We start from the raw sequence: 25323 nt of genomic DNA on the forward strand, positions 1-25323 counted from the left end.
CACCTGGCGGGGGAGTGGTAGGTGTTTCGCAGGTTTCGGCGGTGGGGGCCACGGCGCGGGTACTCATCGCATGCCTAACAGTGCGCAGCCGACCACGTTGTCCCGATCGGCTGCCAGCACGGCCGCGACTCGGCCGCGTGCTTCGGGGGCCTGTTCGGCCGCGGCGAGGACTGCTGCGATCTGGAACGCCGCGCTCGCGGCACCGGCGTCGCCCCAGAGGTCCGCACCCGGCAGCTCGCGCAGAGTAGCCCCGGCAAGCGGCAGCTCCGGCGTCCCCGGAGGCGGGGAGACGGCCCAGAGGTCCGCGGCCGTGCATCCGGCCTTGTCGAGCGCGCGGGCGAGGCAGCGCGCGAGGGCCGTGGCCTGTTCACCGTCGCGGTAGACCCCGTGGGTGACGTCGAGGACTTCGGCGAGCACCGGCCCGGCCGCGGTGAGGGCGGGTTCGAGCAGCAGCACCGAACAGCCCTCGCCGAGTGGCAGCGGGGCGCCGGCGTGGTGTTCGAGCCAGGCGCGTTCCGGGGTGAGTTCCTCGGCGCCGCCGCAGAGTACCGACGCGGCGCGGCCGGAGGCGAGCAGGCGCATGGCGTAGCGCAGCGCGAACAGCCCGGCGACCCGCCCACCGGCGACGGTCACGTTGGGGCCCTTGAGTTCGTGCCAGATGGCGCATTGCGCGGCCGAGCTGTTCATGATGGCGTTCGGGATCCGCGCCGTGTCGATGTGGAACGGCCGTTCGCGGGTGAGCGTGTCGCGGGTGATGTCCATCATGCTCCGGGAGCTGCCCGCGGTCGTGCCGAGGACCAGCGCCGCCCGTTCGCCGGTCGCGACGGGGCGGGCGTGCCCAGCCGTGGCGAGCAGGTCGCCGACCGCGGCGACCGCCAGGGCCGACACTCGGTCCATCGAGCGGGTTCCCTTGCGCCCCAGCACATCCCGGGTGACAAACCCGGGTACCTGCGCGGCCGGCCGGGACGGCTCGGGCCACGGGCCGGGCTCGGGCGGGGCCAGCGCGCCCGAGCCCGCCGCGACCCCGGCCGCGAACGGCGCCCGTCCGATGCCCAGCGGTGAGACCGCCGACCAGGCGGAGATGACCGGCGCGGTCACGAGCCCGTGCCCCGCAAAGCCCGGGCGACGCGGTCGTCCCAGGTGACGACGCGGGCCTGGTTGCCGTTCTCGAGGACGCCGTAGCCGTGGGTGATGGTGCCGGTCGCCACCTGCACCAGGCGCCCATCTCGTACGACGTGGCATTCCATTCGCGCGGTGTAGAGCAAGTTCTTGAAGATGCTTTCGACGGTGTAGACCGTGTAGAGGTCCTCTTCCAGCAGGGCTTCGCCGAGGATCTCGATCCGCGAGTGCGTCACCGCCGGTATCCAGTTGCGCTCGGTCAGCTGCGCCGCGATGGAGATGCCGCGGTCGGCGACGAAGCGGTGCTTGGCCTCCTCCATCTGCCGGAGGTAGGACGACATGTGCAGGCGGTTGTAGAAATGCACGTACGGGTACGGGATCCGGAATTTCCAGCCGTAGCCGTTGCGGCCCGCGAGCAGCTGCGTGAGCACCGGGTCGTCGTCGGTCGTGCCGCCCGACACCAGCGCCGGGCCGGTGACGGCGGGTACCGCATCACCGGGGGCGGGGTCGCCGATCGTGGGCACGGTGAACCGGTCGAGCACGGCGGGCGCGGGCACCCGGGCCGGGAGGCGGCGGTCGTCCTCGTCCCGGCGGAGCACGGCCGTGACCGAAGCGGTGACGATCTTCTTCGGCCGGCCTTCGCGGTCGACGGTGATGGTGACCTTGAAGCGGAACGCGTGGTCCTCGTCCGTGGCCACCGGTTTCACTTCGAGCACGGCCTCGTCGTCGACGAACAGGCCGCCGCGCAGCCGGGCTTCGAGATCCACTACGTCGAAGCCGAGGCCGTACTGCTCGTAGAGCGCGCCGACGGGCAGCCCGGCCCGCCGGAAATGCGCGAGCACGGCCTTTTCGACGAGGTAGTTGACGTGCTTGAAACCGATGTAGGTCCCGATGTTCGCGCCCTCGTAGCCGGGCGTGAGGGTGACCGTGGTGGTCTCGCCGAGCACGTTCTTGACCGCGAGGTCGGTGTCAGTCATCAGATTCGCTCCAAGGATGTCGGGTGGGGCGGCTTCCCGGCCGGTCCGCGGACCGGCGCCGGTCGTTGCAGGAACTCGTCGAGCAGGTCCGCGAACCGTTCCGGTTGCTCGGCCATCGGGAAGTGGCCGGCGTCCTCGACGGTGCGCAGCGTCGCCGTGGAGAGCCGCTCGGCCAGGGCGGCGGCCTCGGCGGTAGCGGCGATGCGGTCGCCGGTGCCGGAGACGACCAGCGCGGGCGCCGTCAGGTTCTCGGTGCGCAGCCACGGCGTCCGGAGGTAGGACTCGAAGAACCGCGACCAGCCGTACGGCCCGATGAACTCGCACAGCCGCTCGGCCATCGCCCGGTGCAGGACGGGCTTCGCCCGTGCACCAGCCGCGAGCCGGATGCCCTCTTCCATGGCGAGCACGAACTTCTCCGGCAGGCCGGTCATCGTGGCCCAGTCGAAGTCTTCGGGCCGTGCGCGGAAGTAGGGCGAGATGAGCACGATCCCGCGGAGGTCGGGCGCGGCCGGTCCGCAGAGCAGGTCGAGCAGCAGCATGGCGGAGAAGGAGTGCCCCACGACGACGTCGGCCGGACCCTCGGCGGCCGCGAGCGTGTCGAGCGCTTCGGCCAGCCAGGCCGAGGGTTCCGCACGGTAGCCCCAGTCGGCCGGTCCGGTGCCGCGCCACGGCAGCTCGGCCGCGAAGAACTCCGCTTGGTGCAAGGCTTTCCGGTGCGGTGCGAGTGCAATCGGCTTGTCCCAGATGGACACGCTGTCGGCCATACCGTGCAGGAGCAGCACGCGGGGGCCGTTGCCGGTGGTGAGCCGCCGGAGTATCACCGGGCGCGGCGTCATGCGGCGCTCCCGGCGGTGAGGACGACACCGGCCACGGCGTCGTCGGCATCCCCGGAGACCGCGTACACCGGCCCTTCGCCACCCGAGGCGAAGTGTCCAACGGCTGCGGCGCATTGCAGTACGCCGAGTGCTCCGGATGCGTGCCCCCAGCGATCGGCGAGCGCGTGCCGTGGCACCCCGGGCAGGACGCCGGCAGGAGCGTCCTGCGGGGCGAACCAGGCCGCCGCGGTGCCGGTCAGCTCGGAGAGGCAGGCTCCGAGCGATCCGGCGCGGGCGTACTGGCCGACATTGGCGACCACGGTGGCCTCCCGTGCGCTGGCGGTGGCTGTCGTTTCGAGCACGAGCGCAGCCGCGCCGTCGAACGGGGACGCTTGGCCGGTGAGCCGCTGCACGACGGCGGTGTCCGGTTCGACGCCGACCACCAGCACGTGCCGGGCGCGGGCGGCGGCAAGCAGGGTGACCGCCCAGTGCACCGCGTCAAGGCCGGACGGTTCACCGTTGCACAGCATCACATTCGGGCCGCGCAGGCCGAACCTGATGGCCACTTCGGACGCAGTGACGTTGCTCGACAGCCGCGGGGTGAGGACCGGGCTGACGAGCCGGGTGCCGCGGTCCTCCGCGATTCCCGTGACGACCTCGCACACCGAGTCGAAGTTGCCGAAATTCGAACTGACGACCACGGCGATCGAGTCGGCGGGCACCGTCAGTTGTGCGTTGACCGACGGCGCGCCCGGTCCTTGCAGCCGGGCGTCGCCGAGCATCAGCCCGGCGGCGTTGAGTGCGTCGCGCGCTGCGCAGAGTGCGAGCTGCGTCGCACGATCTTGGTACCGCAGGCCTTTCTTGCCGATCCGCGCGGCCGGGTCCACCGGCTCTGCTCCGGCGGCGGTCCCCGTAACCAGGTCGGCGGGCCGGTGCGCACCGGGCACGGCCAGGCCGACGGCGGTGACGACGGCGCTCATCGCTGCGCCGCCACGATCGCGACGGCGTTGATCCCGCCGAACCCGAAGGCGTTGACCTGCGCCAGCGCGAGGTTCGCCGCTTCGGGTGAGTTCCGCACGACACGGAAGCCGGCGGCGTCGTCGATCGGGTCGTCCAGTCCGATGGTCGGCGGGACGACGCTCTGCGTCATCGCCCGCAGCGCGACGATCAGGCTGTGCACCCCGGAAGCACCGGAGGTGTGGCCGGTCATCGACTTCATCGCGGTCATCAGCGTCTTTTCCGGGGCTGCGCCGAACACCGTGCGCATCGCCTCGGCCTCGGCGGCGTCGTTGGCGTGGGTTCCGGTGCCGTGCAGCATCACCAGGTCGATGTCCTCGGGTGCGGTGCCCGCTCGCTCGTGGGCTTCGCGGATGGCGGTGGCGATATTCGCCGGAGCCGGTGCCGTGGCGTGGTGGGCGTCGCAGTTGACCGCGACTCCGCGCACCCGGCCGAGACAGCGTTCGCCCGGATTCTCGTTCCGGCGCAGCACGATCGCGGACGCCCCTTCCCCGAGGACGGTGCCCCTCCGATTGCGGTCGAACGGCCGCACGGTGTCCGGCGCCACCGATTGCAGCCGGTCGGCCATCCCGACCATGCTCTCGGTGATCGCGTCGACCCCGGCCACGACCACCGTCTCCGCGGCGCCGGAGGCCAGCAGGTCGGTGCCCAGTGCGAGGGCGTAGATCGAGGCCGAGCAGGCGTTGGAGAACGTGTGGGTGTTCGTCGCGCCGAAGCGTTCCCGCAACGCGGTGCCGAAGTGCAGGCGTCCGGGGGACATCGGGACGCCGTCGCGGGCCCAGAGTTCGACCGAGCGCAGCTCACGCAGACCGGTGCCGACCAGCACGGGGATGTCGCCCAGCTGCTCGTCCATCCCGGCTTCGGCGAGCGCCTGCGTGATCGCGTCCAGCAGGAATGCAGTGGCCCGGCCGGGCACGTCGCCCCCGTCCCGGTTGTCGATTTCGAACAGCCTGTCGCCGGTGTAGAAGGAGCGGTCGAATCCGCGCATCGGCGCCAATCCGGACTTCCCCGCGCACAGGCTTTCGAAGATCTCGGCCGGTGAGCCGCCGATCGCGGCCACCGCGCCGGTGCCGATGATCGGCCGGCCACCAGCGGCGTTCACGCGGCCACCTCGTAACGGCCGAGGACGGTGACGGCGTTGTTGCCGCCGAAACCGAGCCCGTTGTTCTGCACGATCCGCAGGTCTGCTTCGACGGCGTGATTGGGCACGCAGTCGATCCGGCACTCCGGGTCGGTGCGGTCGTGGTTGATGGTCGGCGGGATGAACCGGTGCGTGATCGCCACGGCGCAGGCGATCGCGGCCAGGGCGCTCGCCGCGCCCATGGTGTGCCCGAGCATCGACTTGACCGACACCGTGGGCGGCGGCCGCTCGCCGTAGATCTCGCGGATCGCCTCCGCCTCGGTCACGTCGTTGGCCCTGGTGCCGGTGCCGTGCGCGGAGATGAGGTCGACCTCGCAGGGTTTGACCCCGGCGTCTTCGAGCGCCAGCGCCATCACGCGGGCGACGCTGGCCTGGTCCGGCGCGACCTGGTGGTAGGCATCGCAGTTGAGCCCGTAGCCGAGGACTTCGGCGTGGATCCGGGCGCCGCGGGCCAGTGCCGAGTCCAGGCTTTCCAGCACCAGCATGCCGGCGCCTTCGCCCGTGAGGATGCCCAAGCGGTCGACGTCGAAGGGGCGGCATCGGTCGGGGGCGATCGTGCCCAGCCGGTAGAATCCGGCGAATGTCTTGCGGCACATGGCATCTGCTCCGCCGCAGAGGGCGAAGTCGACGTCGCCGGAGCGGATCGCGTCGCAGCCGTAGCCGATCGCGTAGTTCCCGGCGGCGCACGCCGTCGGGATCGTCACCGCCTCCACATCGGACAGTCCGAGTTCCAGTGCGACGGCCGCGGACAGCCGTCCGGCTCGTAGCCGGGACGCCACCGCGGGATCCATCGCGGAGGAGCCCTGTGCCAGCTCCGTCGCCACCAGCCCGTCGAGATCGTGCGATTCGCCATCGGTGGTGCCGACCGACACCAGCCCGGCGCGCCCGGCGAGCGCGGCCGGGCCGAGGCCGGCGTCGTCCACGGCCATCCGCGCGGCCGACACGGCGAACCTGCTCGCCGGGCCGAGGCCGTCCAGCGGCAGTGCGCGGATCCAGGCCGCGGCGTCGAACTCGCCGAGGCCGCAGCCGGTGGAATGGTCGAAGCCGGTGGTGTCGAACGCCGTGATGGGCCCGGCGCCGCTGCGCCCGGCCCGCAGGCCCTCGGCGAACTCCCGGACGCCGGTTCCGATACTCGACAGCACTCCGAGGCCGGTGACGACCACCCGCCTGCCGCCGGTCACAGACGACACCATGACTCCCCGTCCTCGCGTCTTCGCTACTTCGCCCAGCCGGCGGTCTCGGACACGACGTCGTACACGCCTCGCAGGTGCGACATCCGGGCGAGTTCGGCCTGGTCGATGACGACCCCGAACTCCCGTTCCAGCGCGCCCAGGATCTCGATGGCACGCAGCGAGTCGGCGCCGTATTCCTCGTTGAAAAGGCCTTCGTCGGTGACCTCGTCCTCTTCGAGTTCGAGAATTTCGCAGACGATCTCCTTGATCTTCGCGAAATTCTTCTCCACGGTTTCGACCATGTCGGACCCCGTTCTCCCGTGCGGCGCGGAACTCTTTTCGACAACCCCGATTCCACTGGCGCGGCTGGTGTCCCGCAAGGTCGCGGACGGCACGGGACGGAACGAGACAGCCCTGCCACCTGCGCTGCTCCAGGATCCTCGGTTAGCCTGCGAACACAGTGGTACTGGGGAGTGCCCGCGTTTCGCGCGGCACCTATTCGGCACAGCCGAACAGGGAAAGAGAATACAGATGAGTGACGATTACGAACTGCGGAAAGCGGCCCGGCAGGAACTGGCGAGAGCATGGCGGCCGGGTGAACCGTTGCCGGAGATCTCCTACACGCCGGAGGAGGACGCGCTCTGGGAGACGGTGACCGCGAAGCTGCGTTCCCTGCACGAGGAGGTGGCCTGCGCGTCCTACCGCCGGGCCGCCCGCAACGTCGTCCTGCCGCCGGACCGGGTGCCGCAGCTCGCGGAGATCTCCGCGGTGCTGACCGCGCGGACCGGCTTCCACCTCCGGCCCGCCGAGGGCACCGTGCCGATCGAGCGGTTCCTCCGCGCCTTCGGCGAAAGCGGGTTCTGCGCGACGCAGTACCTGCGGTCACCCGATTCGCCTTATCACTCACCGGAACCCGACGTGCTCCACGAGCTGGTCGGCCACGCGGTCATGCTCGGCGATCCGGTGTTCGCCGACCTCTACCGCGCCTTCGGCCGCGCGGCCCGGCGGGATATCACGCCCCGCCGGTTGCAGGAGATCACGCAGGTCTTCTGGTTCACCATGGAGACCGGTGTGCTGCTGGAACAGGGCGGGCCACGGGTCTACGGCGCGGCGCTGCTGTCCTCGGTCGCGGAGATGGAATCCCTGGCACAGGTGGATCTGCGGCCGTTCGACGTCGCCGCGATCCTCGCGCAGGACTTCGACGACATGCACTGTATGCCGGTACTGTTCGCCGTCGAATCGGTGCCGCGCCTGGCCGCCGAACTGGACCGTTTCCTCACCGGATCCTGACCGCCCCTCGAACCGGCGAAACCTTACGGAGAACGCATGAGAATCCAGGTCACCCTGACCGAACAGTTGCAGGACTACATCGCGGATGTCTCGTTGTCGGAGCCGCCGGTGTTGCGCGAGCTACGCGAGGAGACCTCGCGTCTCGATCAGCGGAACATGCAGATTCCGCCGGAGCAGGGCCAGTTCCTTTCGGTGCTGCTGCGCGCGATCGGCGCGAAACGGACGCTGGAGGTCGGAGTCTTCACCGGCTACAGCCTGCTGAGCACGGCGCTGACCCTGCCCGAGGACGGCCGCGTCACGGCGTGCGACATCAGCGAGGAGTGGGCCGGTGTCGCGCGCCGCTACTGCGCGCGGGCCGGCGTCGAGCACAAGGTGGACTTCCGGATCGGTGACGCCCGGCAGAGTGTCGCCGCGCTCGCCGAGGAGGAGGGCGCCGCCGGTTCGTTCGACTTCATCTTCCTGGATGCGGACAAGGAGGGTTACGAGACCTACTACGAGCACGGCCTCACCCTGCTGCGGCCGGGCGGGCTGCTCGTCGCCGACAACGTGCTCTGGTCGGGCCGGGTGATCGACGAATCGGTCCAGGACGACGAGACCAGGGCGTTGCGTGCCTTCAACGCGAAGCTGGCCAAGGACGAGCGCATCCACCTCTCGATGCTCCCCTTCGCCGACGGCCTCACCTTCGCCGTCAAACGCTAGTCGCCCCCGCGCTGCCCGGTACCAAGGCTGTGAAGGGACCCTTCACGGACGCTGAGTCCGTGAAGGGTCCCTTCACAGCCTTGGCTTGGGTAGTCCGCGGGCATCGCGCCGGGCGGCGCCGCGGGAGATCGCGAGCGGATCCCATCCTGGTGCCCGGGCGGGTAGTTTGGCGGGGTCGCCGAGCACCGTGCCCTGATGGACGTCGGCCAGCAGTGGTTTGCCGAGAATCTGCGCCACGCAAGCCACTCCGCCGGCCATCACCCCGGTGACGCCGCTGCCGTAACGGGTGCTCTGGCCGACGACGTGTAGCCCCCGGACCGCGGTGGCGGTGTCGGGCCGGGCACCGGTGGTGCCCCAGTTCGCGAGGCCGAACGGGGTCCCGCCGGTCGAGAGCGTGTAGCGCTCCTGGGTGAGCGGGGTGGCGAGTTCCAGATGCGTGATGTGGTCCCGGAACGGGCCCAGCACGCGCTCGCCGGCCCGGACGACCGCGTCGGTAAAGCGCTGTTTTTCCGCCAGATAAGCGGGTTCGCGCCGGTACCGGACGCCGTCGGCGGGTCCCTGCGGCACCCCCCAGTGCCGGTGACCAGGCGGGCACATCGTCATCAGCTGGAAGTTCGCGTGTCCGGGTGGGCAGAGATTCGGCGAGCCGGGATCCTTGAGCGAGGCGAACGAGATGAACAGGAACCGGATGTCCGACGGCTGCGCACCGTCGTGCAGGCCGCGGTAGAGAATGTCGATGTCCTCGTCGTCGTACCACCAGATGTTCGCTTCCCGCCGCCGCGCCAGTTCGCGGTCGAGTGCTATGTAGACCGTCGCGAACGGGAGGCCCATCGTCGCTTCCCGGGTGGACTTGGCGATCCGCGGGCCGAAGTGTTCGGCACCGGCGAGTTCCAGGACCGTGCGCCGGTAGTCGGCGTTGGAGATCACCAGCGGCGCGGTGATGACCTCTCCATCGGCCAGGCGCACGCCGGTGACGGTCCGGTCCACGACGTCGATCTTCGTGACACGTGCTTTGGTGCGCAGCTCTCCGCCGTGGGCTTCGAGCACCTCCACCAGCGTCGCGGCCAGCTGTTGCCCGCCTCCTGCCGGGAAGTAGGCGCCGCGCAGGTAATGGTCGGTCACCACGGCGTGGATGGTCACCGTGGCGACGTCCGGCGCCATGCCGTAGTTCGGCGACTGGGCGGCCAGCACGGTACGGGCGCGAGTGGACAGTCCACAGTGGTCGAACAAATCGGACAGTCGCTTTCGGCCCCATGCCTGCACGGTCGGGGTTCCGGCGGCGACTTCCGCGAGTGACGCGCCGGCGAGCATAGCCCAGCGTTGCTCCTCGCCGATCGCGCGGCAGACGCCGGCAAAGGTGCGCAGACCCTCGGCGTCGCCGGGCAGTGCTCGTTCCAGCCGCGCCAGGTAGTCGTCCCAGTCCGCCGGGACGTCCAAGGTCAGGCCCGGCAGCATGATCTGGTCGAAGCAGTCCCGGTCCAGCTCCCGGAACCGTACGCGGTCGCGGGCGCCGAGCCCGGCCAGGATCGCCGGGATGATCCCGTCCGGTCCGCAGTCGCCGAGGTAGTGCACGCCGACGTCGAATTCGTAGGCGCGACGGCGCCGGAAGACGTGGCTGTTGCCGCCGGCCCAGTCGTGCTGTTCGAGCACGAGCACCCGCCGTCCCGTGACGGCGAGATAAGCCGCGGCGGTCAATCCGCCGAGCCCGCCGCCCACGACGATCGCGTCCCACGGCTCTTCGCCGGCGGTCACGGTGCGCTCACCTGGATCGGCGCCGGGCGGCGGAGCCGCAGCAACGCACAGCCGAGCGATCCGTCGTGGTCGACCGCCGTCACCAGGGCCAGCCGCCCGGCGAGGGCGGAATCGTCTTCGGCGGCGGTGAGCACGGCGAGAATCTGGAACGTGGCGGCCGCGGCTGCGGTGTCCCCGATCAGTGTCGCGCAGGGGACTCTCTCAGGATGATGGTCACTGAACAGCTCGGCGAGGGCTTCGTCCGCGGCGCCGTCCGTGGCAAGTACGCCGATGTCTCCGGGTTTCGCGTCAGCCTTGTCCAGCGCACGGCGCAGGCACGACAACAGGATCGGACCGGCGTCGGCTGCTTCGTGCACTCCGAACTCCAGCGCTACGACGTCGGCCAAGCCGTCTTGGGTGCCGGGAGGGTCCAGCCGCAGCATTGCCGCTCCCTCGCCGAGCACGGTGCCGTCCGGGCTCAGCTGGGCGCGGGCGGCGGAGTATTCCTCGGCGGCGCCACAGAGAAGCGTGCCTGCGCGGCCGCTGGCTTGCAGCCGCCGCGAGTAGTTCAGCGCGAGCAGGCCGGAGACACGGCCACCGGCCACCGTCGCGTTTGGACCCTTGAGCTGATGCCAGATCGCACACTGGCCCGCCGCGCAGTTCATCACCGTGCTGGGGAACCGGGCCGCGTCGACGTAGAACGGCCTTTCTCCTTCGAGGGAACTCCGAGTGAAGTCCATTGTGGACTGCGTGCTGCCGGTGGTGCCCAGGACCAGACCCGCGGTGGACAGCCCGCTGGTGAGTTGGCCGGTCACGGCGACCGACAGGGCGGTCACGCGGTCCATCGAGCGGGTGCCCTTACTGCCGAGCACCGCCCTGGCGTCGAAGCCGGGGACCAGCCCCGGCACCGGGACCCCGGCGCGTATCCCGGCGCGGAAAGCGTCCGCACCTGCGCCGAACGGGGAGAACGCGGACCAGGCGGTGATGACGGGGTTCACGCGGCGACTCCCTCGTACCGGCCGAATACGACAACGGAGTTGTTGCCGCCGAAGGCGAGTCCGTTGTTCTGTACGATCCGCAGGTCCGCGGCCACCGCCTGGTTCGGTACGCAGTCGAGGCCGCATTCCGGGTCGGTCTCGACGTGGTTGACGGTCGGCGGGATGAAGCCGTGTTCCAGCGCCAATGTGCAGCCGATCGCGGCCAGCGCGCTGGCCGCGCCCATGGAGTGTCCGAGCATCGACTTCATCGACACCGTCCGAGGTGGACGGTCGCCGAACACCTCGTGGATCGCACCGGCTTCCGTGCGGTCATTGGCCTGCGTGCCCGTGCCGTGTGCCGAGACGAGGTCGACCTCGCGTGGTTGGACGCCCGCGTCGGCCAAGGCCAGCCGCATGCAGTCGGCGACGCTTTCCCGCAGCGGCGCGACCTGGTGGTGGGCGTCGCAGTTGAGCCCGTACCCGAGGACCTCGGCGTGGATCCGAGCCCCGCGGGACAGCGCGGAGGCGAGGCTTTCCAGCACGAGCATTCCGGCGCCTTCGCTGGTGAGAATCCCTTTCCGGCCGACGTCGAACGGTCGGCAGTAGTCCGGGGCAATGGTGCCGAGCCGGTAGAAACCGGCGAAAGTCTTGAGGCACGAGGCATCCGCGCCACCGCAGAAGGCCAGATCCGCTTCACCGGCCCGGATCGCGTCGAAACCGTAGCCGATCGCGTAGTTCCCCGCCGCGCAGGCAGTCGGCACGGTCATTGCTTCGACGTCGGTCAGTGCGAATTCGCGCGCAACCGACGTCGCCATCCGGGCGGGCGAGGCGCGGCGCTCGACGGCGGGATCGGTTTCGCCGGCGACGAGCCGGTCGAGGTCGCGGGTCTCGCCGTCGGTGGTGCCGACCGAGACCAGGACGTGGCCCGCGGTCAGCTCTCGCGGGGTCAGCCGGGCGTCGGCCGCGGCCATCCGGGCCGCGGCGACGGCGAACCGCGCCGCCGGACCCAGTTCGACCGGATCGAGCCGCTCGATCCACCGTTCCGGCTCGAAACCGGTCACTTCGCACCCGTTCGCGTGGTCGAAACCGGTGGTGTCGAACGCGGTGATCGGACCGGCGCCACTGCGTCCCGCCCGCAACCCGGCGAGAAACTCGGCGGTGCCGACGCCGATGCTGGAAATCGCGCCGGCCCCGGTGATCACCACCCGGCGCGCGGGGTCCGTCTTCGGTTGTCCAGTCACGAAACGACCGTCCTTTCTCGCCGTCGACCTGCTTAAGCGTCGAAGCGCGGCGGGTCGTCCCGCAAGCGGGGGACAGCACGGGACGGAACGAGACAGCCGACTCCGGCCACCGCGTGTCACGCTGGGTTCGTCGCCGAAACCGCACCGGCCGCCCGAAGTGTCCGGACACCTCGGGCGGCGATAGCCGGTTCAGGCGAACGAGATCGCCGCCGTGGCGCGCTCCTGTGCCTCGTTGGACGCGCCGATCAGGCAGCCGCCCGCTACCGTGGTGCAGTCGACCGTGACGGGCTTACCGCTCTGGTCCTTGCCCTGGAACGACTTCGCGACCTTGGTCGTGGTGGACCCGGCGCCCGCGGCGTCGGTGGTGAGCTGCGAGATCCCGTCGACGTTGCACACCAGCGTCGCAGCGGCACCGGCGCATTCGGTGACGAAGACATTCTGGCCGGCACCGAAACCCGACACGGCGACGGAAACCGTTGCCCCGTCGGCAAGGCCGGTCGACGGCGTGACCGTGGCCCCCACCCCGGCTTCGCCCGCCGACGCCGGGACCGAAACGGCCAGCACCGCCGCGACGGCAGCGGCGCCGGCGAGCCCGGCCTTGACGGCGAACGCGAGACTGTTCTTGGACATGGTTGTACCAACCCCGATTCTGGTGACATGGTGAAAAGGAAAGATCGCCGGGCGAAGAGACGCCCGGGTTGATCATTCTTGTGTCGATCACTGTGTGCCGATCAATCCTGTGTCGATCGTTTTCGACGTTACAAGCCGGTGTGTTGGTCGTCAACCGCGCCGGATATGCGTCCGGTCAACGGTTTCGCCGATGGTGTCTCGTTCCGTCCCGTGCCGTCCGCGGTCTTGCCGGACGCGGGGCGGCGGGAGAGTCTGCGGTCAACGGACCCATCCGGTTAGGGGAGATCTGTGACCAATCCTTTCGAAGACACGGCGGCCTCGTATTCCGTGCTCGTCAACGAGGAAGGCCAGTATTCGCTGTGGCCGGAGTTCGCGGGCATTCCGGCGGGCTGGACCGCCGAGCTGTCCGGCGCCGATCGCGAAACCTGCCTCGCCCACATCGAGGAGCATTGGACCGACCTGCGCCCGAAGAGCCTGCGCGAAAGTCTGTGAAGGGTCCCTTCACAGCCTCAGCGTCCGTGAAGGGACCCTTCACAGCCCTTGGCACCTACTTCCGGGAAACGAGAATGAACGTCGAAGGCGTGTGGTTGTCGCTTTCCGCGGCACAGCGGGGAATCTGGTTCGGTCACCAGCTCGACCCGAGTGGCCGGCGGTACCGGATCGCGGAGTACTTCGACATCCGGGGTCCGGTGGACTCCGCGATGTTCGGCGCGGCCTGGACCCGGGTCGTCGACGAAACGGAGGCACTGCGCGTCCGGTTCGCCGAAGAACCGGACGGTCCGCGGCAGCTCGTCGGCCCCGCGGCGGACCATGGCGTCGAGCTGGTCGACGTCTCCGGCAGCGAGGACCCGCAGGGTGTTGCGCTCGAACGCATGCACGCCGACCTCGACCGGCCTGCCGACCTCATCGCCGGGTCCCTCCATACGGTGCTGCTGTTCAAGCTCGCAGAAGACCGCTACTTCTGGTACTTCCAGTTCCACCACGCCATCCTCGACGGCCACAGTGGCGCGCTGGTCGTACGCCGCGTCGCCGAGGTGTACACGGCGCTCGCCGCCGGTGAACCCATCCCGGTGGCCGAGCCCCGCCCGCTGCGCGCCCTGCTTGAAGACGACGCGGCCTACCGCGAGTCCGAGCAGTTCACCCGCGACCGGGAGTTCTGGCACGACCGGCTCGCCGACCGCCCGGAACCGGCAACGCTCGCCGCTGCCCCGACCGGCCCAGCCGAAGGCAGGCTCCGCTGCTCGACCGGACTGCCCGGGGACGAACAGCGGCGCCTCACCGAGGCCACCGGACGCGCCCTGCCCACAGTGGTCCTTGCGGCCGTCGCGGCCTACCTGCACCGCGTGACCGGCGCCCACGACCTCGTACTCGGCCTGCCGGTCGCGGCACGATCGGGCGCGAGCACGGCGGACACGCCCGGCATGGTCTCGAACCTCCTGCCGCTTCGGCTCACCGTCTCAAGTGGACAGACCTGCGCCGAGCTGGCCCGGCACGTGCTCGGCCGGACGCGGGAAGCGTTGCGCCATCAGCGTTATCGCTACGAAGACATGCGGCGGGACCAACGGCTGGCGCTGCTGGACGAGCCGCTGACCGGTCCCGCGGTCAACGTACTGCCCTTCGGGTACGACCGTGGTTTCGGCGGTCACCCGGCGACGTCGCACAACCTCGTCGGCGGACCGGCCGAAGACCTTTCGATCACGGTGTACGACCGCGGAGACGGGCAAGGTCTGCGCATCGACTTCGACGCCACGGCCCAGCGTTACCGGCCCGAGGATCTCGCCACGCACCAGCGCGGATTCCTGCGGGTGCTCGAAGCGATGGCGGACGACCCGGCGCAGCCACTCGGCCGGATCGACCTGCTCGACCCGGCCGAGCGGCAGCGGGTGGTGCACGAGTGGAACGCCACCACCCGGCCGCATCCCGTGGCGACGTGGCCGGAGCTGTTCGAAGCCCAGGTCGCCAAGACCCCCGACGCGACAGCGGTCGTCTTCGAGGACGTCGCGGTGAGCTACGCCCAGCTGAACGCTCGGGCGAACCGCCTCGCCCACGCGCTGATCGAGGCCGGAGTGGGACCCGAACGCCTGGTGGCGCTGGCATTGCCACGGTCGATCGAGCTGATCACCGCCATGGTCGCGGTGTTCAAGGCCGGTGGCGCCTCCGTGCCGCTGGATCCGGCGTATCCCGCCGAGCGGCTCGCGTTCCTGATCGCCGACAGCGCACCGTCCTGTGTGGTCGTCGGCGAGACATCGGTGGTGGACCTGCCCGCGGACGTGCCGCGGATCGTGCTCGACGGCCGTCACGAGACCGGCGCAGATGCGATCGTCGAGAACAGGCGTGCCACGCTGGCGTCGGACCACCCGGCCTACGTCATCCACACTTCCGGCTCCTCGGGCACGCCGAAGGGGGTCGTCGTCACTCACGCCGGGGTGGCGTCGCTCGCTTTCGCGCAGATCGCCCGCCTCGGCGTCGACGAGCACAGCAGGGTGCTGCAGTTCGCGTCGCCGAGCTTCGACGCGGCGTTCTCCGAGTTGTCGATGGCGCTGTTGTCCGGGGCCACGCTGGTGCTCGCGCACGCCGACGACCTCGTGCCTGGCATCACCCTGACCGAGCTGGCCGCCAAACACGCGCTTACCCACGTCACGTTCCCGCCTGCCGTGCTCGCCGCGATGCGGCCCGGCGACCTGCCCGCGGATCTGACCCTCAACGTCGCGGGCGAGGCCTGCCCGGCCGAGGTCGCCGCCGCCTGGGCGCCGGGACGCCGGATGCTCAACGCTTACGGCCCCACCGAGGCCACGGTCTGCGCGACCATGTCGGATCCCTTGTCTGGAAAGGGAATCCCGCCGATCGGCAGGCCGATCGACAACACCCGGGTGTTCGTATTGGACAGTGCGCTGCAACCGGTTCCGCCGGGCATCACCGGCGAGCTGCACCTGGCCGGGCCGACCCTGGCCCGGGGCTACCGGGGCCGCCCCGGCGCGACCGCCGAACGGTTCGTCGCCGCGCCGGACGGGCTGGGCCTGGCACCGGGGGAGCGGCTCTACCGGACCGGCGACCTCGCCCGCTGGCGTGCGGACGGGCAGCTCGACTTCCTCGGCCGAGCCGACGACCAGATCAAGATCCGCGGGTTCCGCATCGAACCGGGCGAGGTCGAGGCCGCCCTCGGCCGCGACGGCGACGTCCGCGAGGTCGCCGTGGTCGCCCGCGAAGACGTGCCCGGCGATGAGCGGCTCGTGGCCTACGTCGTGCCGCACGAGGGGCGCGGGCTCGACACGGCTCGTCTCCGGCGTTCGGCTGCCGCGTCGCTGCCCCGGCACCTGGTGCCGGCCGCGATCGTCGAGCTGGACCGGCTTCCCCTGACCCCCAACGGAAAGCTCGACCGCCGGGCGTTGCCCGCGGCCCGGTTCGCCGGTGCCGGGACGGGCCGCGGCCCGCGCAGTCCACGCGAGGAGATCCTGTGCGGGCTCTTCGCGGACGTCACCGGCGCGGCCAAGGTCCGGATCGACGACAGCTTCTTCGAACTCGGCGGGCATTCGCTGCTCGCCACCAGGCTCGTCGCCCGGATCCGCCCGGTTTTCGGCGTCGAGCTGACCGTCCGCGACGTTTTCGGGGCGCCCACCGTCGCCGAGCTCGCGCAACGTGTGGACGAGGTCGGCGGATCGGTGCGGCCGGCGGTCACGCGGGCGTCGCGTCCCGAGCGGGTGCCGCTGTCGTTCGCCCAGCGCCGGCTGTGGTTCCTCGCGCAGATGGAGGGGCGCAGCGCGACCTACAACATGCCCGCGGTCCTGCGGCTCACCGGCGAGCTGGACCGGGCCGCGCTGGTGGCGGCGCTCGGCGACCTGACCGACCGGCACGAGGCGTTGCGTACGGTCTTCCCCGAGTTCGACGGCGTTCCCTGCCAGCGCGTACTCGACGCGCGGCCCGAGGTCGCCTGCGTCGAGGTCGCTCCGGACGAACTCGCCGTGGCGACGGCCGCGTTTTGTGCCGAGGGGTTTGATTTGGCGGTCGATCCGCCGCTACGCGCCCGGCTCTTCGCGTTGTCCCCGGACGAGCACGTGCTTGCGCTGGTGGTCCACCACATCGCCGGTGACGGCTGGTCCATGGCGCCGCTCGCGGACGATTTGGCCACTGCGTACGAGGCCCGGTGCGCGGGGCTCGAACCCGGCGCCGCCGCGTTGCCGGTGCAGTACGTTGACTACACCCTCTGGCAGCACGAACTGTTCGGCACCGAGGACGATCCGGAAAGCCTGATCACGCGCCAGATCGAGTACTGGTCCACGGCGCTGGCCGGGATCCCGGACGAGCTTCCGTTGCCGGTCGACCGGCAACGTCCGGCGGTGTCCGGATACCGGGGCTCCACCGTGCCGTTCGAAATCGGCGCGGGCCTGCACGCGCGACTCACCGAGCTGGCGAGACAGAGCGACGCGAGCTTGTTCATGGTCGTGCAGGCCGGTCTGTCGGCGGTGCTGAACCGGCTGGGCGCGGGCACCGACATCCCGATCGGTTCGGCGATCGCGGGCCGCACTGACGAGAGTCTCGACGAGCTGGTCGGATTCTTCGTCAACACCCTCGTGCTGCGCACCGACCTCGGCGGCGACCCGTCGCTGCGCGAGCTGATCGCCCGGGTGCGCGAGACCGACCTCAACGCCTACGCCCACCAGGACTTGCCGTTCGAACGGCTGGTGGAGCTGCTCAACCCGAGCCGGTCGGCCTCGCGGCACCCGCTGTTCCAGGTGATGCTCGCCTTCCAGAACCTGGCCGACGTCGAGTTCCGGCTACCAGGGCTGACCGTCGCGGCCGAGCAGGTCTACACCGAGACGGCGAAGTTCGACCTCGCCTTCAGCGTCTTCGAGCGCTTCGACGGCGAAGGCGGCCCGAACGGGCTGAACGGCGTCGTCGAATACTCGGTCGAGCTTTTCGACCAGCCGACCGTGAAGCGGATTCTGGCCGCGCTGGTCCGGGTTTTCGAGGTCATGGTGGCCGACTCCGGGACGCGGCTTTCCGGGGTCGACGTGCTGGACGAGGCCGAGCGACGGCTCGTGCTCGACACCTGGAACGACACTGAACGCGATGTCGCCGTGTCGACCTTGCCCGCGCTGTTCGAAGCGCGGGTGGCTGAGACGCCCGATGCCGTGGCCCTCTGCTACGAGAACACGTCGCTGACTTACCGGGAGTTGAACCGCGACGCCAACCGGCTGGCCCGGTTGCTGATCGGCCGCGGCGTCGGCCCGGATCGGCTGGTCGCGCTCGCGTTGCCACGGTCGGTCGAGCTGATCACGGCCATGCTGGCGGTTTCGAAGGCAGGCGCGGCCTACGTGCCGCTGGATCCCGGCTACCCGGCCGAGCGGCTCGCGTTCATGCTCGCTGATGCCGCCCCGGCCTGTGTACTCACCGCGGAGACGGTCGCCGTGCCGCTGCCTGCCGGGCTCGATCGGCTGGACCTGGACGCTCCTGGTACGGGGGAGATCCTTTTAGGACTGTCAGAAAAGGACGTCGAGGACGCCGAACGGACGGCTCCGCTGCGGCCGGATCACGCGGCCTACGTCATCTACACCTCCGGCTCCACCGGGGTCCCGAAGGGCGTCGTGGTGGCCCACGCCGGGATCGCGAGCCGGATGGGCGCCGAGATCGAGCGGCTGGAGGTCCTGCCGGACAGCCGGGTGCTGCAGTTCGCGTCCCCGAGCTTCGACGGTGCGTTCTCGGACATGTGCATGGCGCTGCTCGCCGGGGCCGCGCTGATCCTCGCGCCCGCCGACAAGCTGCTCGGACCGCCGCTGAGCGCGCTGATGACCGAGCAGGGCGTGACTCATGTGACGCTGCCACCGCCGGTGCTGTCCACGCTGCCCGAAGACGGCCTGCCACGCGGGATGATGCTGATCGTCGCCGGTGACGCCTGCCCGGCCGATCTCGTCGAGCGCTGGTCGTCCGGGCGGCGGATGGTCAACGCCTACGGCCCCACCGAGGCCACGGTCTGCGTGACGATCAGCGACCGGCTGGTGCCGGGCGGGCCGCCGCCGATCGGGCGGCCGCTGGACAACACCCGCGTGTACATCCTGGACGAACGACTACGGCCGGTTCCCCCGGGCGTCGCCGGTGAGGTCTATCTCGCCGGCGACGCCCTCGCCCGCGGCTACCTCCGGCGCCCGGGGCTGACGGCCGAGCGGTTCGTGGCGTGTCCCTTCGGGAAACCGGGCGAGCGGATGTACCGTGCCGGAGACGTCGCCCGCTGGCGGACGGACGGCCAGCTCGAATTCGCCGGTCGCGCCGACGACCAGGTGAAGCTGCGTGGTTTCCGCATCGAGCTGGGCGAGATCGAGGCGGTACTGGCCGCCCAGCCCGGCGTCGGCCAGGCTGTGGTCGTGGCCCGCGAAGACCGGCCCGGGGACAAGCGGCTGGTCGGCTACCTCGTGCCCGAGCGGACCGCGCGGGTCGACCGGCGGTGGGAAGAAGAACGGGTCGCCGACTGGCAGGTCACCTACGACTCGCTCTATGCCGACGCGGGTGCGGGTGGATTCGGTGCGGACTTCTCGGGCTGGAACAGCAGTTACAGCGGCCACCCGATCCCGGTCGAGCAGATGCGTGCGTGGCAGGCGGCGACCGTCGAGCGGATCCTGGAGCCGAAGCCGCGGCGGGTGCTCGAAATCGGTGTCGGCACCGGCCTGATCCTCGCGAAGGTCGCGCCGGAATGCGAGACCTATTGGGGCACCGACATTTCGGCCCGGGTCGTCGACAGCGTCCGTGCGCATGTGGATGAGGATCCGCAGCTGAAAGGCCGGGTGGAACTGAGAGTCCAGCCCGCGCACGTGCTCGACGGGCTGCCGGTGGGCTTCTTCGACACGGTGGTGCTGAATTCCGTGGTCCAGTACTTCCCGAACGCCGCCTACCTGCGTGAGGTGCTGGAACAGGTTCTCGGGCTGCTCGCTCCGGGGGGCCGGGTATTCGTCGGCGACGTCCGCAACTTGCCGTTGCTGGCAGCATTGCGCACGGCCGTGGAGCTGGGCAGGCCGGACGGACCGGCGGACGCCGGAGCGCTGCGTAAGGCCGTCGAGCAGACGGTGGCGCTGGAGAAGGAGTTGCTGCTCGATCCGGCGTTCTTCACGACTTTGCCTGCCGTCGCCGACATTCGCGTCAAGGAAGCCCACTTCCGGAACGAGCTGACCGCACATCGCTACGACGTCGTCCTGCACCGGGAACCGTGCGAGCGGGCGGAAATCGGACCTGTCCGCGAGGTCGAGTGGACTGGCAGACTCGACGGGTTGTTCTCGGCGCAGCCTGCCGCGGTGTTGCTGCGGGATGTGCCGGACCCGCGGGTGGCGCATGAGGTCGCGGCGGCGCGGATCCTGGCGGACGGCGGAAGCTTGGCAGCCGCCCGATCCTGTCTGTCCAATGTGGATGAGTCTATTCCGGACGCCGAGGACTTCGCCGCAGTGGCCGCGCAAGCGGGCCATCGGGCACTGGTCCGGCCGCCGGGTGCAGACGGCCTGCGCGATGTGCTGTTCGTGCCCGCGGACGTGACCGGTGTGCTGCCGGCCATTGCGCGCACTGCCGAGGGACCTCAGGCCAACGACCCCTCCCGCGCCGCCGACGCCGCCTCGCTGGTCGCCGCGGTCAAGGCACGCGCCCAGGAAACGTTCCCGGAGCACATGGTCCCGTCGGCGCTGGTCGTGCTGGAGGAATTGCCGCTCACCCCGAACGGGAAGGTGGACCGGCGCGCGCTGCCCGCACCGGATCTCCCCGCCGCCACCAGCGGACGGGGTCCGCGCGACGAGCGGGAGGAAGTCCTCTGCCACCTGTTCGGCGAGCTGCTCGGCGTGCCGGAGGTCGGGATCGACGACGACTTCTTCGACCTCGGCGGCCACTCCCTGCTGGCGACCCGGCTGGTGTCGCGCATCCGCGCCACGCTGGGGGTCGAGCTGGCGATTCCCGACCTGTTCACCGCGCCGACCGTGGCCAAGCTGTCCGGACGGCTGGCCGGGGCGCGCAAGCGGGCGCGTCCGGTGCTGCGGCCCCGCGCCCGCTGAAACCCCCGTGCACCACGAACCGAAGGGAAAAGGAAGGCCATGTCCGCTGAAGAGGAGTTCGACGTAGTGGTGGCCGGCGGCGGGCCGGGCGGCTCGACCGTCGCGTCCTTCGTCGCGATGCAGGGCCACCGGGTGCTCCTGCTGGAGAAGGAAGCGTTTCCGCGCTACCAGATCGGCGAGTCGCTGCTGCCCGCGACCGTGCACGGCATCTGCGGGCTGCTCGGTGTTTCCGCGGAGATCGAGAAGGCCGGGTTCGTGCGCAAGCTCGGCGGCACGTTCCGCTGGGGCACCAGCCCCGAGCCGTGGTCGTTCTCGTTCGCCATCTCACCGCGGATGGCCGGCCCGACCTCCCACGCCTACCAGGTCGAGCGGATGAAGTTCGACGACATCCTGCTCAAGCACGCCCGGAAAGTGGGCGTGGACGTGCGCGAACAATGCGCGGTGGCAGAGGTGACCGAGGACGCCGGCCGGGCAAGCGGTGTCGTGTACACCGATTCCGCCGGAACTCGGCACGAAGTCGCCGCGAAGTTCGTCGTCGACGCGTCCGGCAACAAGAGCCGGATTCACCGTGCGGCCGGCGGAGAACGCGCCTACTCCGACTTCTTCCGCAACATCGCCCTCTTCGGCTACTTCGAAGGTGCCAAGCGGCTGCCCGAACCACGCAAGGGGAACATCTTCTGCGCCGCCTTCGACGAAGGCTGGTTCTGGTACATCCCGCTCAGTGATCGGCTCACCAGCGTCGGTGCCGTGGTCAGCCGCGAGTTCGCCGAGTCGGTGCAGGGTGACTCCGCCGAGGCACTGTCCCGGCTCATCGTCCGATGCCCACGCATCGCGGACCTCCTGTCCGACGCCGAACGCGTCACCGAAGGCGCGTACGGCGAAGTGCGTGTGCGCAAGGACTATTCCTACCGTAACAGTCGCTTTTGGCGCCCGGGAATGGTTCTGGTGGGCGATGCGGCGTGCTTCGTCGACCCGGTCTTCTCCTCGGGCGTGCACCTCGCGACCTACAGCGCGCTGCTCGCCGCGCGGTCGCTCAACTCGGTACTGGCGGGCGAGGTGGACGAGGAGCGGAGTTTCGCGGAGTTCGAAGCGCGGTACCGTCACGAGTACAGCCTTTTCTACGAGTTCCTGGTGTCGTTCTATGACATGAACAGTGACCACGAGTCGTATTTCTGGCAGGCAAAGAGGGTTACCAACTTCGCGGACTCGGAACTCGAAGCATTCGTCGAGCTGGTGGGCGGCGTCGCGTCGCTGGACGGCGCGTTCGTCGATGTCGAGTCGGCAAGGGCGCGATTCAAGCACACCGCGGGCGAGCTGGAGTCGTCAGTGTCCGAAGTGGACCGTTCCGGCGGAGACGACGCCACTGCGCTCTACCAGTCGGCGATCATGGGGCACGTCATGGAACAGGGCACGCAGGTGCAGGCCCACGCCGTGCTCGGCGGCGAACTCGACGCCGAGGACGTGTTCTTCCCCGGCGGGCTGCTGCCTTCGGCGGACGGCCTGCGCTGGGTGGTGCCCGCGGAATGAGCCGCGCATGACCGGCGACCAGATCGCCGTCCTGCTGGCGGACCTGGCGATCATCCTGCTGCTGGCCCGGATCTGCGGCGCGCTCGCGCGCAAATGCGGTCAGCCCCCGGTGATCGGCGAGGTGGTGGCAGGGATTCTGCTCGGGCCGACGCTGTTCGGCGGGCGCCTGTCCGCGTTCCTGTTCCCGGCCGACGTGCGTCCGTCCCTTTCGGTGCTGGCCAACGTCGGGCTCGCGCTGTTCATGTTCATGGTCGGTCTGGAGGTCGACCAGCAGAAGCTGCGCGGCGTGGCCAGGGTCTCCGCGGGAATCGCGGTGGGTTCGCTGGTGCTGCCGTTCGGGCTCGGGGTGCTGTTGGCCCTGTTCCTCGGCCGCGGCACCGCCGGCGGGCCGGACATCGGTTTCGTGCTGTTCGTCGGCACCGCGATGGCGATGACGGCGTTCCCCGTGCTGGCCCGGATCCTGACCGACCGCGGAATGGAAAGGACGCTGCTCGGCGGGATCGCCCTGTCCAGCGCCGCGATCATCGACGTCCTGGCGTGGTGCATGCTCGCCGCGGTGGTGGCCGTGGCGGGCGGCGGCTTCCGGTGGCAGCTGCTCGCCCTCGTGCCCTACGGGGTGCTGATGGTCTGGGTGGTGCGGCCGCTGCTCAAGCGGTGGATCCCCCGGATCCCGGCCGACGGCGCGGCGCGGGCCGAGCTGGTCGCGGTGGGGCTGCTCGGCTGGCTCCTCTCGGCGGCGGCCACCGAATGGCTGGGCCTGCATTTCATTTTCGGCGCGTTTCTCTTCGGCCTGCTCGTCCCGCGCGATCGGGGCGGGGTGTTCCGCGACGAACTGGTGCGCCGGGTAGGCCCGGTGACCACTTCGCTGTTCGTGCCGGTCTATTTCGTGGTGGCCGGATTCGGGGTGAACTTCGCTCAGCTCGGCCGGAGCGGGTTCGGCGAGGTCGCGCTGATCCTGGCGCTGGCGATCGCCGGAAAGTTCGCGGGCGCGTTCGTGAGCGCGCGGGTGCAGAGCCTCGGCGTGCGCGATTCGCTGGTGCTCGGCACCTTGATGAATGTCCGTGGCATGACCGAATTGGTGGTACTCGGCGTGGGTCTGCAACTGGGTGTGATCGACGGCAGGCTCTATTCGGAAATGACCGCGATGGCCTTGGTGACCACCGCGATGACCGGCCCGTTGCTGAGCGCATTCGGCGCGAAACGGGCGGCTTCGCTGCCCGCGCAGATCTGACTCTGGTAGCGTGATTTCCGTGGATACTCTCGCGGCCCTGAGCCTGCCGGCTCTGGTCCTGCTCATCCTCGTCATCGCCGTGCTCGAAGGCCTCTGGGTGTGGATCACCGGCCTCGGCGTCATTCCCTGGCTGCGCAAGCGCACCGGCCGCTCGATCACCACGGCCGTGCTCACCGACTTCTCGAGGACCTTCGACCCGGGCAAGCAGACCGAGATCGAACAGCACGCCGCCGAAGACCTCCGGACCGACGAGCAGGGCAGCGGCGCCCCGCCCCGGGAGCCCGAAGATGCCCCGGACAACGTCGGCCGCCCCTTGCGGCCCGCTTCAGGGATCGATCTGGCCTCGGGCGTGGTGTACCTGGAGCCGTCCAGGGAGAAGAAGGATCCGGACCGGCCCTGAGGGTTCTCGGAAGCGAGCACGCCGCGGCGCCGTGAGAAGGCTGTGAAGGTTCCCTTCGCCACCTCGGATTCTGTGAAGGGCCCCTTCACAGACTGGCCGGCGCGAGTTCCTCAGTCGCTGCGCAGACTGCGGTGGAACCCGAGCGAGACCGCCCCCATCACCCCGCCGCACAGCAGAAACGTGACCGGCGTGCTGGACAGCTGGGTCACCAGCCCGCCGAGCAGCGCGCCGACCGGATTGGCGACGTTGCCCACCGTGCGATAGCAGCTCGTCACCCGCGCAAGGAGGTTGTCCGGGACGATTTCCTGACGGAGCGTCAAGGTGATCACCAGCCAGGTGGTGCCGGCACAGCCGAACACGAACAGGGCAAGCGCGGTGGTAGCGGCGAGCTGGACGACGCCGATCAGGACGAGCGAACCGGTGATCGCCACGACGGACCCGATGAGCAGAGCCGGTTGTCCCAGCCGGATCCGCAGGATCGGCGCGAGCCACGCCATCAGCAGGTTGCCCACCGCGAAGAACGCCGTCAGGACGCCGTAGCCGAAGCCACCCAGCTCAAGTTCGCCTCGCACGTACAGCACGAAGACGGCCAGAATCACGCCGGTGATCAGGGAAATGGCGCAGTAGACGGCGGTCTGGTCGCGCAGTTCCCGGTTGCGCCACAGCCAGCGCAGCCCGGTGGCCAGATCCGCGGTGATGGACTGCTTCGCCGCAGGACGGGCCGCCGGGCTGCTACGCAGGGTGAGCACCAGCGCGGCAGCCAGCAGGAAGGACGCGGCGTCGATGGCGAAGACCGAGACCACGGACAGTCCGAAAAGGACACCGCCGATCGGTGGCCCGAGGAAGAGCGAGGTGATGCCCTGCGCGGCCGCGAGCCGTCCGTTGGCCGGGCCCAACTGCCGCTTGTCCGGGATCACCGCGGGCAGGAACGACATCGCCGCGGTGTCGAACAGGACCTGGGCACAGCCCAGCAGGAACGCGAAGACCACCAGCGCCGGCGGCGATCCGCCGCCGAACGCGAGCACCAGCGCGAACCCGCCGGTCAGGGCCGCGCGGAAGAAGTCCGTCGACCACATCAGGGTGCGGCGGTTGAGCCGGTCGGCCACCACCCCGGAGGTCAGGCCCAGCAGCAGCCACGGCGCCCGGCCGGCGACGGTGACCAGCGCGACCAGGCTCGGCCGGTCGGTCAGCGAGGCCGCGAGCAGGGGCAGTGCCGCGTAACGCAGACCGTCGCCGGTGCCGCTGATGGCGGCGGCGGTGAGCAGCCGATGGAACGCGGCCGGCAGCGGCCCCGTGCGACTCTGGGCGCCCGACGCCTTCGCGCTTGTCATGCCGGAA

Annotated in this window: 19 protein-coding genes; 7 read left to right on the top strand and 12 right to left on the bottom strand. The window is 70.2% G+C overall.

The window, feature by feature from the left end; all coding sequences use genetic code 11:
* Nucleotides 1-63: 63 nt before the first annotated feature.
* Genes D5S19_RS31020 through D5S19_RS31045 form a run of 7 tightly spaced genes read right to left on the bottom strand, consistent with a single transcriptional unit; the run spans nucleotide 64 to nucleotide 6543 of the window.
* Nucleotides 64-1098, bottom strand: a complete 1035-nt coding sequence (locus tag D5S19_RS31020; RefSeq protein ID WP_199730802.1) for a beta-ketoacyl synthase N-terminal-like domain-containing protein — start codon at nucleotides 1096-1098, stop codon at nucleotides 64-66.
* On the bottom strand, nucleotides 1095-2096 hold the full coding sequence (locus D5S19_RS32645; protein WP_199730803.1) for an acyl-CoA thioesterase family protein: 1002 nt from the start codon (nucleotides 2094-2096) through the stop codon (nucleotides 1095-1097). The genes D5S19_RS31020 and D5S19_RS32645 overlap by 4 nt, the downstream gene beginning before the upstream one ends.
* Entirely contained in the window at nucleotides 2096-2932 is an 837-nt protein-coding gene (locus D5S19_RS31025) for an alpha/beta fold hydrolase (RefSeq protein WP_158605682.1), read from the bottom strand. Before D5S19_RS31025 ends, D5S19_RS32645 begins: the two co-directional genes overlap by 1 nt.
* On the bottom strand, nucleotides 2929-3891 hold the full coding sequence (locus D5S19_RS31030) for a beta-ketoacyl synthase N-terminal-like domain-containing protein (RefSeq protein WP_120026898.1): 963 nt from the start codon (nucleotides 3889-3891) through the stop codon (nucleotides 2929-2931). The genes D5S19_RS31025 and D5S19_RS31030 overlap by 4 nt, the downstream gene beginning before the upstream one ends.
* Nucleotides 3888-5030: a beta-ketoacyl synthase N-terminal-like domain-containing protein gene (locus D5S19_RS31035; RefSeq protein WP_120026899.1), complete on the bottom strand. Its 1143-nt coding sequence runs from the start codon at nucleotides 5028-5030 to the stop codon at nucleotides 3888-3890. Before D5S19_RS31035 ends, D5S19_RS31030 begins: the two co-directional genes overlap by 4 nt.
* Entirely contained in the window at nucleotides 5027-6262 is a 1236-nt protein-coding gene (locus D5S19_RS31040) for a beta-ketoacyl-[acyl-carrier-protein] synthase family protein (RefSeq protein ID WP_120026900.1), read from the bottom strand. Before D5S19_RS31040 ends, D5S19_RS31035 begins: the two co-directional genes overlap by 4 nt.
* A 23-nt stretch (nucleotides 6263-6285) precedes the next feature.
* The gene (locus tag D5S19_RS31045) at nucleotides 6286-6543 is read right to left on the bottom strand and encodes an acyl carrier protein (RefSeq protein ID WP_120026901.1); all 258 of its coding nucleotides are present in this window, start codon (nucleotides 6541-6543) and stop codon (nucleotides 6286-6288) included.
* Nucleotides 6544-6772: 229 nt separating this feature from the next.
* Between D5S19_RS31045 and D5S19_RS31050 the strand changes: the two genes are divergently transcribed.
* Together D5S19_RS31050 and D5S19_RS31055 are read left to right on the top strand one after the other, a co-directional pair.
* On the top strand, nucleotides 6773-7531 hold the full coding sequence (locus tag D5S19_RS31050; protein WP_158605683.1) for an amino acid hydroxylase: 759 nt from the start codon (nucleotides 6773-6775) through the stop codon (nucleotides 7529-7531).
* Between the two features lie 36 nt (nucleotides 7532-7567).
* Complete coding sequence (locus D5S19_RS31055) at nucleotides 7568-8230, top strand: class I SAM-dependent methyltransferase (RefSeq protein WP_120026903.1); 663 nt, start codon at nucleotides 7568-7570, stop codon at nucleotides 8228-8230.
* Nucleotides 8231-8302: 72 nt separating this feature from the next.
* Here D5S19_RS31055 and D5S19_RS31060 read toward each other — a convergent pair whose 3' ends face one another.
* The 4 genes from D5S19_RS31060 to D5S19_RS31075 all read right to left on the bottom strand — a co-directional run bounded on the left by D5S19_RS31060 (nucleotide 8303) and on the right by D5S19_RS31075 (nucleotide 12809).
* Nucleotides 8303-9982, bottom strand: coding sequence for a phytoene desaturase family protein (locus D5S19_RS31060; protein WP_120026904.1), 1680 nt, complete (start codon nucleotides 9980-9982; stop codon nucleotides 8303-8305).
* A complete protein-coding gene (locus D5S19_RS31065) occupies nucleotides 9979-10959 on the bottom strand; it encodes a beta-ketoacyl synthase N-terminal-like domain-containing protein (RefSeq protein WP_120026905.1) in 981 nt (326 codons plus the stop codon). The genes D5S19_RS31060 and D5S19_RS31065 overlap by 4 nt, the downstream gene beginning before the upstream one ends.
* Nucleotides 10956-12179 carry a beta-ketoacyl-[acyl-carrier-protein] synthase family protein gene (locus D5S19_RS31070; protein WP_233574278.1) on the bottom strand — a complete coding sequence of 408 codons (1224 nt, stop codon included), beginning with the start codon at nucleotides 12177-12179 and terminating at the stop codon, nucleotides 10956-10958. The genes D5S19_RS31065 and D5S19_RS31070 overlap by 4 nt, the downstream gene beginning before the upstream one ends.
* A gap of 189 nt (nucleotides 12180-12368) precedes the next feature.
* Nucleotides 12369-12809, bottom strand: a complete 441-nt coding sequence (locus D5S19_RS31075) for an enediyne antibiotic chromoprotein (RefSeq protein ID WP_120026906.1) — start codon at nucleotides 12807-12809, stop codon at nucleotides 12369-12371.
* 288 nt (nucleotides 12810-13097) lie between these two features.
* On the opposite strand from D5S19_RS31075, the gene D5S19_RS31080 reads away from it, so the two are divergent.
* From D5S19_RS31080 to D5S19_RS31100, 5 genes are all read left to right on the top strand, one after another.
* Entirely contained in the window at nucleotides 13098-13301 is a 204-nt protein-coding gene (locus tag D5S19_RS31080) for an MbtH family protein (RefSeq protein ID WP_120026907.1), read from the top strand.
* Between the two features lie 74 nt (nucleotides 13302-13375).
* The gene (locus D5S19_RS31085; RefSeq protein ID WP_120026908.1) at nucleotides 13376-20827 is read left to right on the top strand and encodes a non-ribosomal peptide synthetase; all 7452 of its coding nucleotides are present in this window, start codon (nucleotides 13376-13378) and stop codon (nucleotides 20825-20827) included.
* A gap of 39 nt (nucleotides 20828-20866) precedes the next feature.
* On the top strand, nucleotides 20867-22354 hold the full coding sequence (locus tag D5S19_RS31090) for a tryptophan 7-halogenase (protein WP_120026909.1): 1488 nt from the start codon (nucleotides 20867-20869) through the stop codon (nucleotides 22352-22354).
* Nucleotides 22355-22361: 7 nt separating this feature from the next.
* Complete coding sequence (locus D5S19_RS31095) at nucleotides 22362-23585, top strand: cation:proton antiporter (protein WP_120026910.1); 1224 nt, start codon at nucleotides 22362-22364, stop codon at nucleotides 23583-23585.
* A 19-nt stretch (nucleotides 23586-23604) separates the two neighbouring features.
* Nucleotides 23605-23985 (top strand): hypothetical protein, encoded by a 381-nt coding sequence (locus D5S19_RS31100; protein WP_147397537.1) that lies wholly within the window; start codon nucleotides 23605-23607, stop codon nucleotides 23983-23985.
* Nucleotides 23986-24095: 110 nt separating this feature from the next.
* Here the strand turns inward: D5S19_RS31100 and D5S19_RS31105 are convergent, their stop codons facing one another.
* The gene (locus D5S19_RS31105; RefSeq protein ID WP_120026912.1) at nucleotides 24096-25316 is read right to left on the bottom strand and encodes an MFS transporter; all 1221 of its coding nucleotides are present in this window, start codon (nucleotides 25314-25316) and stop codon (nucleotides 24096-24098) included.
* Nucleotides 25317-25323 lie beyond the last annotated feature (7 nt).

The organism is Amycolatopsis panacis, assembly GCF_003600245.1.
Classification (GTDB): domain Bacteria; phylum Actinomycetota; class Actinomycetes; order Mycobacteriales; family Pseudonocardiaceae; genus Amycolatopsis; species Amycolatopsis sulphurea.